This window comes from Rhizobium sp. NLR10b (assembly GCF_019685435.1).
GTDB lineage: Bacteria > Pseudomonadota > Alphaproteobacteria > Rhizobiales > Rhizobiaceae > Rhizobium.
Genome location: NZ_JABDWV010000036.1, coordinates 1 through 8626, shown reverse-complemented (window position 1 = coordinate 8626; position 8626 = coordinate 1). Strand labels below are relative to the sequence as shown.

The 8626-nt window shown below is 57.6% G+C and carries 8 protein-coding genes and 1 pseudogene; 7 read left to right on the top strand and 2 right to left on the bottom strand.

Going from position 1 to position 8626, the window contains the following annotated elements:
• From HJB91_RS30010 to HJB91_RS29980, 7 genes and pseudogenes are all read left to right on the top strand, one after another.
• A pseudogene (locus HJB91_RS30010) lies at window positions 1-187 on the top strand (LysR family transcriptional regulator); the annotation flags it as partial.
• A 204-nt stretch (window positions 188-391) separates the two neighbouring features.
• Window positions 392-700, top strand: a complete 309-nt coding sequence (locus tag HJB91_RS30005) for a hypothetical protein (protein WP_221156889.1) — start codon at window positions 392-394, stop codon at window positions 698-700.
• Between the two features lie 136 nt (window positions 701-836).
• The gene (locus HJB91_RS30000; protein WP_138396802.1) at window positions 837-1115 is read left to right on the top strand and encodes an acyl carrier protein; all 279 of its coding nucleotides are present in this window, start codon (window positions 837-839) and stop codon (window positions 1113-1115) included.
• Window positions 1116-2327, top strand: coding sequence for a beta-ketoacyl synthase (locus HJB91_RS29995; RefSeq protein WP_221156887.1), 1212 nt, complete (start codon window positions 1116-1118; stop codon window positions 2325-2327). It abuts the gene before it with no gap.
• 382 nt (window positions 2328-2709) lie between these two features.
• Window positions 2710-3282 (top strand): nodulation O-acetyltransferase NodL, encoded by a 573-nt coding sequence (gene nodL / locus HJB91_RS29990; RefSeq protein ID WP_221156884.1) that lies wholly within the window; start codon window positions 2710-2712, stop codon window positions 3280-3282.
• A gap of 589 nt (window positions 3283-3871) precedes the next feature.
• Window positions 3872-5698 carry a glutamine--fructose-6-phosphate transaminase (isomerizing) gene (gene glmS, locus HJB91_RS29985; protein WP_221156882.1) on the top strand — a complete coding sequence of 609 codons (1827 nt, stop codon included), beginning with the start codon at window positions 3872-3874 and terminating at the stop codon, window positions 5696-5698.
• A 74-nt stretch (window positions 5699-5772) separates the two neighbouring features.
• The gene (locus HJB91_RS29980; RefSeq protein ID WP_221156880.1) at window positions 5773-6258 is read left to right on the top strand and encodes a MaoC family dehydratase; all 486 of its coding nucleotides are present in this window, start codon (window positions 5773-5775) and stop codon (window positions 6256-6258) included.
• Window positions 6259-6685: 427 nt separating this feature from the next.
• Here the strand turns inward: HJB91_RS29980 and tnpC are convergent, their stop codons facing one another.
• A complete protein-coding gene (gene tnpC, locus HJB91_RS29975) occupies window positions 6686-8341 on the bottom strand; it encodes an IS66 family transposase (RefSeq protein WP_221156877.1) in 1656 nt (551 codons plus the stop codon).
• Window positions 8342-8386: 45 nt separating this feature from the next.
• Window positions 8387-8626, bottom strand: a 240-nt coding sequence (gene tnpB, locus HJB91_RS29970; protein WP_221156875.1) for an IS66 family insertion sequence element accessory protein TnpB, incomplete at its 5' end; no start/stop codon positions are given.

Here is an 8626-nt window from a genome sequence, read left to right as displayed (position 1 = left end):
GGTCAAACATTACGAACAAACTATCCCCTTACGGATCATCGAGCATCCTTTGCCACTGCTTTCGTTCACTGAGGCTGTCCAATGGCCGGCTCTTCACAACACTGATCCTGGAAACATATGGATGCGCAAGATTATGATCAAAGAGGCTTCGCGCATGGAATCTGAGATGCAAAGTTGTACGTCGTAAGCGGCACCGCCGGGTTCATTCCACAGCCCCAGTAGTTAGATGGGCGCTGATCATTGGAACCGATGCATTCGGTCCCCAAACGAGGCAACGCGTTATAGGTGGGTCCCGCTGCCTCAGCTCATCTAGCGATCTAAACCATTGTGCCGAGAGCGATCGTTTCTAGCTGAGAAGGTGCCATGTATGCTTTACCTGGCCTAATGCAAAGTGATTCAAAACTTTATTCCTGCCATTTATGTTCGGCTCAATGAAAACCAGCATCACGCCGCGGCGACTTCATCGACCTCCCGCACATGCTTCCTGCGCCGCACTGATAACGCGCCGGCCCGGGAAGGGCCAAAGCTCAATACTTTCGATCGTAATCACGCTTTTCCTGGAGGGTTTGAAACGCCGCCGGCTAATGAATTCAGCCGCGCAATGCGCCGAGCCACGATCCATGGCGTGGATGCTTTTGATCCACACAATCAATTTTACCAATCATTTCATATGATCCATAGCAAGGCAGCCGCGCGGTGAGGTTCGGTAATTTTGTCGGTTCTGTCATCACTTCGCAGACGAGCCGGAACATCTTCCGATGTTAGCAGCAATTGGATCGGGTCTTCTCGCAAGGCCGGCGGCTTGTCGAAATTAGGCATGATGGAAAGGAACACAAATGGCTGATCAACTCACACTGGAAATTATCAGTGCGATCAATAAGCTCGTCAAAGCTGAAAACGGCGAGAGAACGACCGTAGCGCTCGGCGAAATAACGACTGACACGGAGTTGACTTCGCTTGGCATCGATTCGCTGGGTTTGGCCGATGTCCTTTGGGATCTGGAGCAAATCTACGGCATCAAGATCGAGATGAATACGGCGGATGCCTGGTCGAACCTCAACAATATCGGCGACGTGGTGGAAGCTGTCCGTGGCTTGCTCACTAGGGAGGTCTGAATGGACAAGCGCGTCGTTATCACCGGATTGGGCGGACTGTGCGGACTGGGCACCGATGCTTCCTCTATCTGGACGGAGATGCGCGAAGGCCGCTCCGCCATCGGCCCGATCTCAAACTCAGAGATTCATGAGCTGAAGGGGATGATCGGGACCGAGATCAAGGTGCTGCCTCAACACGACATTGATCGCAAGCAGCTCATCTCCATGGACCGCTTCAGCCTGCTTGCCGTGCTTGCAGCTAAGGAAGCCATGTTACAGGCCGGCCTTTCGTGCGAGGAAGGAAATGCCCATCGTTTCGGCGCGACAGTGGGCGTTGGCTTTGGCGGCTGGGACGCTACCGAGAAGGCCTACCGCACCCTCCTATTGGGCGGCGCGACCCGCACTGAGCTATTCACTGGGGTAAAGGCAATGCCTAGCGCAGCTGCCTGTCAGGTAAGCATGAACCTCGGGCTGCGGGGGCCAGTCTTCGGTGCCACCTCCGCCTGCGCCTCGGCCAACCACGCGATCGCTTCAGCGGTAGACCAGATCAAGCTCGGTAGGGCGGACGTCATGCTAGCTGGAGGAAGCGACGCGCCACTCGTGTGGATCGTGCTTAAGGCATGGGAAGCAATGCGCGTACTCGCTCCAGATACTTGTCGGCCATTCTCCGCAGACAGGAAAGGACTAGTTTTGGGCGAGGGTGCGGGCATGGCCGTGCTGGAAAGCTATGAGCATGCCGCCGCCCGCGGCGCAACGATGCTTGCCGAGGTCGCCGGTATCGGCCTTTCCGCCGATGCCTACCACATCGCTGCACCAGCTGTGCATGGGCCGGAAGCGGCGATGCGCGCCTGCCTTGTTGATGCGGGTTTAAATGGCGAGGATGTAGACTACCTCAACGCCCATGGCACCGGCACCAAGGCCAACGATCAGATCGAAACGACGGCGATTAAGCGCGTCTTTGGTGACCATGCTCAATCGATGTCCATTTCCTCTACCAAATCCACTCACGCGCACTGCCTCGGGGCAGCAAGTGCGCTAGAAATGATAGCCTGCGTGATGGCGATCCAGGAAGATGTCGTGCCGCCCACCGCCAACTATCGCGAGCCAGACCCCGATTGTGATCTGGACATCACGCCAAACGTGCCCCGGGAGCGCAGGGTGCGCGTGGCCATGAGCAACGCCTTCGCCATGGGCGGCATGAATGCTGTCCTTGCGTTCAAGCAGGTGCAATGAAGTGAAGATCGTCACGATCGACCCCTTGTAAGGCCAGCTTCAAATGCCTGAAGCAGGCCTCCCCGATTCCCGTCAGCGAGGTTTCGCTGCAAGTTCGCAGATACTCGCGCATCTGAAAAATGTTCGTCCGCGCAGCCACGTCATTCGGCTTTCATCACGTTCGCGGGGAGCAGGAGCCTGACTATTTTGGTCGCCGGAGTTCTCACTCGGCTCGCCGGTGGATTAAAGTTGACGCCTCATCCTTTTCTGCCACGAACAAGGAGTGTTACTATCAATTTCACCTCCGCCTGCGCCCGATATCGTGCCAGGTGCTAGCTAGCTTGATCGCGAAGTAGTCGCACTCAAGTGCCGTCCTCCCGCAAACAAGATCTGAGAAGTGACGATGACACGCAGCCAAAAAGAGAAGATGCTGGCAGGCGAAATGTACAACGCAGCGGACCCCGAGATCCAAGCCGAGCTGCTCGTCACCGGGGCTTGGTTGAAGCGGTATAATGACACGCTGGGCGAGCCCGCCGAGCAATGGCATGCGCTCCTGTTAGAACGATTGGGAGCGGTCGGCCTTGGAGCTGCTATTCGTCCGCCGTTCCACTGCGATTACGGGTTCAACATCCGGATCGGAGCTTGGGTCTACATCAATTTCAACTGCGTCATCCTTGACGTGGCAGCGGTGACTATCGGCGACGGAACCGCAATAGGCCCTGCTGTGCAGATTTATACCGCGGACCATCCACATGATCCAGAGCAGCGCCAGGCTGGACTGCAGTTGGGACGACCTGTCAGCATTGGCAGGCACGCCTGGATCGGCGGTGGAGCGATCATTCTGCCGGGCGTGACGATTGGCGATCACGCTGTCATTGGCGCTGGTAGTGTGGTCACGCGAGATGTTCCTGCAGGAAGCACGGCCATGGGAAATCCAGCTCGGCTCAAGGCTGGTGGACGCTTGCCGAAATCATAAATGCAGGCGTTGGGGTAAATCCGGCGGTAAGGGGTAGTTTCTTTGCTTGTGCGAACGGAACTTCTGGGCCGCCATGGCCCTTGCGGTTCCAACTGTCGGCACTTTCAATCCGACGCAAACCTCTTTGCAAATGCGGCTGGGCAGTCCTGCTGACCGATTCGTGATCACGTTTGCATGCAAAGGGGCAATTACGGCTTCAGCCCGCAGACACATACCGCTTCACCTGCAGAAAAACGAATTGCCTTTCAGTCCGTGCGCATGATGAAAGACAATTGGTCGTGCCGAATGACATGCGCGCGCCATGTCGTCGGCAAATACCGATTCCTGTTGGCGCGAACATTTTCAGAGGCAGGCGCCCAACACCCGGGCGTAGCTTAATCGTCGACACTTTGCAGAAGGCACCACTCACCGCGTTCAGCGTCAATCGGCCCTACTGAGGGAGCCGCATCCATATCATGGATGATAGCTATCGCAACTATCAATTTTACTAATCTGTTTGGATTTAATAGCACCCGCTGGAGGACACGCACCGAGCGGCGTCCGCCTTCCTGATTACCGGTCGGGGGCTCTTGGGACATGGGTGACGAGCATGTGTGGGATTGTTGGCATAGTGGGACGTAAGCCCGTGTCGGAGCGGCTGGTAGAAGCCTTGGAGCGGCTGGAATACCGCGGCTATGATTCATCCGGCATTGCTACGATCTTCGAGGGAGGATTGCACCGACGCCGCGCAGAAGGCAAGCTCGGGAACCTTAAAACGAGACTAAAAAAAGAGCCCCTTGGCGGCACTGTTGGCATCGCCCACACGCGCTGGGCGACCCATGGCGCACCGACAGAATGCAACGCTCACCCGCACTTTGCCGATGGTGTAGCCGTTGTTCATAACGGCATCATCGAAAATTTCTCCGAGCTAAAGGACGGATTGGCGGAGGTAGGGGCCAAATTCCAGACCGACACGGACACCGAGGTGATCGCGCATCTCCTGACAAAATTCCGTCGAGATGGCATGGGATGCCTTGAGGCCATGCATGCCATGCTGAAGTGCGTCAAGGGCGCCTTCGCTCTTGCCATCCTGTTTGAGGATGATCCCGCGACCATTATGGTGGCGCGCAATGGACCACCATTAGTGATAGGCCATGGCGATGGTGAGATGTTTCTAGGCTCCGACGCGATCGCTCTTGCTCCATTCACCAATGACATCACATATCTGAACGATGGAGATTGGGCTGTTGTAGGCAAAACGAGCGTCCATGTTTTCGATATCGAAGGCAAAGTCGTTACGCGCCCGCGGCACATATCGCTTGCTAAGGCCGGCGTGGTCGGCAAGGGCAATCACCGGCATTTCATGGAGAAGGAAATCCACGAGCAACCCGAGGTCATCGCCCGTGCTCTTGGTCACTACATCGATGTCAACGAAAATCATGTCAAAGCCATTGCAGCCGACATCGGATTTGCCAGGGTTGAGAGCCTCGCAATTTCTGCCTGCGGCACGGCATTTCTTGCGGGACTGATTGGCAAATATTGGTTCGAGCGCTACGCACGCTTAATGGTTGAAATTGATGTCGCCTCTGAATTCCGTTATCGCGAAATCCCGTTGTCGCCGCGGTCGGCAGCGCTCTTCATCTCTCAATCTGGTGAGACGGCTGACACGCTTGCATCGCTACGCTATTGCAAAGCACAAGGTCTGAGAATAGGCGCTGTCGTCAATACCCCAGAATCAACTATTGCCCGCGAGGCAGATGCCGTCTTTCCGATCCTCGCCGGGCCAGAGATCGGCGTTGCTTCTACCAAGGCATTCACCTGCCAGCTTGCTGTTCTCGCTGCACTAGCCATCGGCGCAGGCAAGGCGCGGGGCACAATCACGGACGACGAGGAGCAGGCGCTGGTCCAAAGTCTCGCGACGTTGCCGGGCGTTATGCGACAGGTGCTAAACGACATCAAGCCGAAGATCGAGCTCTTGTCGCGGGAATTGTCGCATTACCGCGACGTGCTCTATCTCGGCCGTGGCACGAATTTCCCATTGGCCATGGAAGGTGCGCTGAAGCTCAAGGAGGTTTCCTATATCCATGCTGAAGGTTATGCGGCAGGAGAATTAAAACACGGTCCGATCGCCCTGATCGATGAAAATATGCCAGTCATCGTCATCGCGCCCCATGATCGGTTCTTCGATAAGACTGTCTCCAATATGCAGGAAGTGGCCGCCCGCGGCGGCCGTATCATTCTGATCACCGACGAGACGGGAGCGTCGATGTCGAAACTCCCCACCATGCACACCATCGTGTTGCCTAATGTTGAGGAGATTATCGCGCCGATGATCTTTTCTCTGCCGCTGCAGCTTCTTGCCTATCACACGGCGATCGTCATGGGGGCAGATGTGGACCAGCCGCGGAATCTGGCTAAATCAGTCACAGTCGAATGATTGTGACGATTTAAGTCGCAACTCGCCTCCCAGAAAATCCAAGACTTGACCAGACATCAAATAAGTGAGGTCGTATGCACGAACTTTCGCTCGCCGACGTGCCGTCGCGAATTGGCCAGGAACTCGGTAAATCCGAATGGATCACCGTCGATCAAACCACAATCGATCTCTTCGCCGATGCGACACACGATCATCAATTCATCCACGTGCACCCGGAACGCGCAGCAGTCGAAAGCCCGTTTGGTGGCACTATCGCTCATGGCTTCTTGACGCTCTCGCTTCTGTCGGCGATGAACTTAAGCGGCATGCCAAGGATCCGCGAGCAGACCATGGGCCTTAACTACGGCTTAGACCGGGTGCGTTTCATGTCACCGGTTAAGACCGGTAGCCGCGTGCGCGGTCGCTTCGTTCTCTCTGGATGTCAATTTCGCGGCGCAAGCATGCTGGTGACCACTTACGAGGTGACGGTCGAGATCGAGAACGAGAGCCGACCGGCACTCACTGCCAATTGGATCACGATCATTCAGTTTGACCCAAACGACAGGCCTAAAGGGATTTGACGCCAGCCCGCGCCGGTTGCCCGGTCTACGGATAGTACCGCCATGGACCTAGGCGCTTTTTTGCATTGAGCGTCTGTTTTCCCTTGCGATCGCCCCTTACGAACGCCTATTGCTTTCAGCCGGTTGACTAGACTTGCGCCGCAAGCAAGGCGGCAGACTGGCATCATGCGCGACATAACGTTATCAGCGAGATCACCAGGCTCGTTCAACGTAAATGATTGTTGAAGTAATGGCGGTTACTCATTTCCGGCCGAGCAGATCACCGAAGCCTGTCGCCAACGCCAGTATGTTGACGACAGCACTGTTAACCTTCCTCGACGGAAGACGCACCGCTACCAAAAGGATGTGACCGCGTGGCCCCTCGCCATGCAGCCATGAAACGGGACGTAATCCTGCTAAGGCGTAAGCATCCGGTGAAGGCCGCAGGTTAGGCTGCTTGAGCGTTCAGTCCGTGCGGCTGCCAATTCCACGGAAGCAATTGCTCCAGCTTACTGATTGGCGTGTCGGCGATGCGGGCCAGGACGTCAGCAAGCCAGGCCTGCGGATCGATGTCGTTTAGCTTGGCACTCATGATCAGCGTGGCCATGAAGGCGGCACGATCAGCGCCGCGATCCGATCCGGCGAAGAGCCACGACTTCCTTCCAAGTGCAAAACCCCTGAGCGCTCGCTCGGCGGCATTGTTCGTGAGACAAATCCGGCCGTCGTCGAGGAAAGACTCGAAGCCGTTCCAGCGCTTCAGCATGTAGTCGATCGGCTCGGCGACGGGAGAACTGCGCGACAGTTTTGCCCGCTCGGTTTGAAGCCAGCGGTGCAGTTCGCCGACAAGCGGCAGGCTGCCCTTGCGACGGTGCTCCAGGCGTTGGTCGGCGGCAAGTCCGTTGATCTCACGCTCGATGTCGAACAGCGCATCGATCCGTTTGACGGCTTCCAGCGCCATAGGCGAGATCGGCGCGGCGCGGCTGCCGCGTTTGGCATTCGTGGCGATGTCGGCCAGCACGAAGAACTTGCGCCTCGCGTGCGACCAGCAGAGCGCCTGCGTCAGCGGCCCCGGATCGCGGTCTACCTTGAACAGCGGATTGTAGCCGCCATAGGCATCAGCCTGCAGAATGCCGGTGAAGGTCTTCAAGTGGCGCTCGGGATGCTCTTGTCGTCGATCTCGCGAAGCATAGTAGAGAGCCGCCGGCGGCGATTGCCCGCCGAACGGCCGGTCATCTCGGACATAGGTCCAGATGCGACCCGTATCGGTCTTTCCCTTCGCCAGGATCGGCACTGTGGTGTCGTCACCATGCAGCCGCTCGGCAGCCAGGACATGCGCTTCGATCAACGCATGGAGTGGCTTCAGCGCCGCGGCGCAAGCGCCGACCTGATCTGCCAGCGTCGACAGGCTGAGGTCGATACCCTCACGGCCATAGCGCTCGCTCTGGCGGTTCAGCGGTTGATGCTGCGCGAACTTCTCAAACAGTATCATCGCCAGAAGGCTGGGCCCGGCAAAGCCCCGCGGCGTCACATGGAAAGGAGCTGGTGGCTGGGTGATCTTCTCGCATTCGCGGCAGGTGAACTTCTCCCGCACCGTTTGGATCACCTTCCACTGACGCGGGATGACCTCCAGGGTCTCGGTGATGTCTTCGCCCAGCTTCGACAGCTTGCCCGAACCGCAACAAGGGCAGCTCGCCCGGGCCGCGATAACGACACGCTCGCGCGGCAGATGTTCAGGGAATGGTTTCCGTGATGGACGCTTGCGCTCGAAAGCCCTGACCGTCGAGGCTTTGGCCGCAACCTCTGCCGCCAGTTCGTCTTCGCCAGCGTCAGCTTCCAGCTCCTCGAGCTGCAGTTCCATCTGTTCGAGGAGTCGCGCCTTGCGTTCTGACCGGCTGCCGTAAAGTTCGCGGCGAACCTTCTCGATCTCCAGCTTCAACCGCGCGATCAGCGCTTCGGAATGCGACACGAGCGCCTTTGCGCTGGCGGCTTGCGCCTTGGCGATCGCAGCTTCTGCCTCGGCAGTGATACGCCGGGCACGCTCCTCGGCCAGCAGTGCAAGCGCACTGGCAAGGTCGTCCGGAAGCTCATCAGTCGCGTCGCTCATGGCAGGATGGAATCATATTCGAGTCCGCCATTCCAGTTCTTTTGCTCATCCTGCCGATGTTGGCCGCCAGGTCTTTTGCGGCATCCGCCAGTCTATGCCTTCGAGCAGATAACCGAGCTGGGCCGGTGTGATCACCACCGTGCCGTCAGCGGCTGACGGCCAGATGAAGCGGCCGCGCTCCAGCTTCTTCGTGAACAGACAGGCTCCTTGTCCGTCATGCCAGATCACCTTGATCAGACCTCCACCGCGCCCCCGGAACACGAACAGATGTCCGCACATCGGATC

What these genes read in the sequence shown, in the direction of transcription:
- HJB91_RS29995 (WP_221156887.1), top strand. Translation starts at nt 1,116, where the DNA reads ATGGACAAGCGCGTCGTTATCACCGGATTGGGCGGACTGTGCGGACTG.
- nodL (WP_221156884.1), top strand. Translation starts at nt 2,710, where the DNA reads ATGACACGCAGCCAAAAAGAGAAGATGCTGGCAGGCGAAATGTACAAC.
- HJB91_RS30000 (WP_138396802.1), top strand. Translation starts at nt 837, where the DNA reads ATGGCTGATCAACTCACACTGGAAATTATCAGTGCGATCAATAAGCTC.
- HJB91_RS29980 (WP_221156880.1), top strand. Translation starts at nt 5,773, where the DNA reads ATGCACGAACTTTCGCTCGCCGACGTGCCGTCGCGAATTGGCCAGGAA.
- tnpC (WP_221156877.1), bottom strand. Translation starts at nt 8,341, where the DNA reads ATGAGCGACGCGACTGATGAGCTTCCGGACGACCTTGCCAGTGCGCTT.
- glmS (WP_221156882.1), top strand. Translation starts at nt 3,872, where the DNA reads ATGTGTGGGATTGTTGGCATAGTGGGACGTAAGCCCGTGTCGGAGCGG.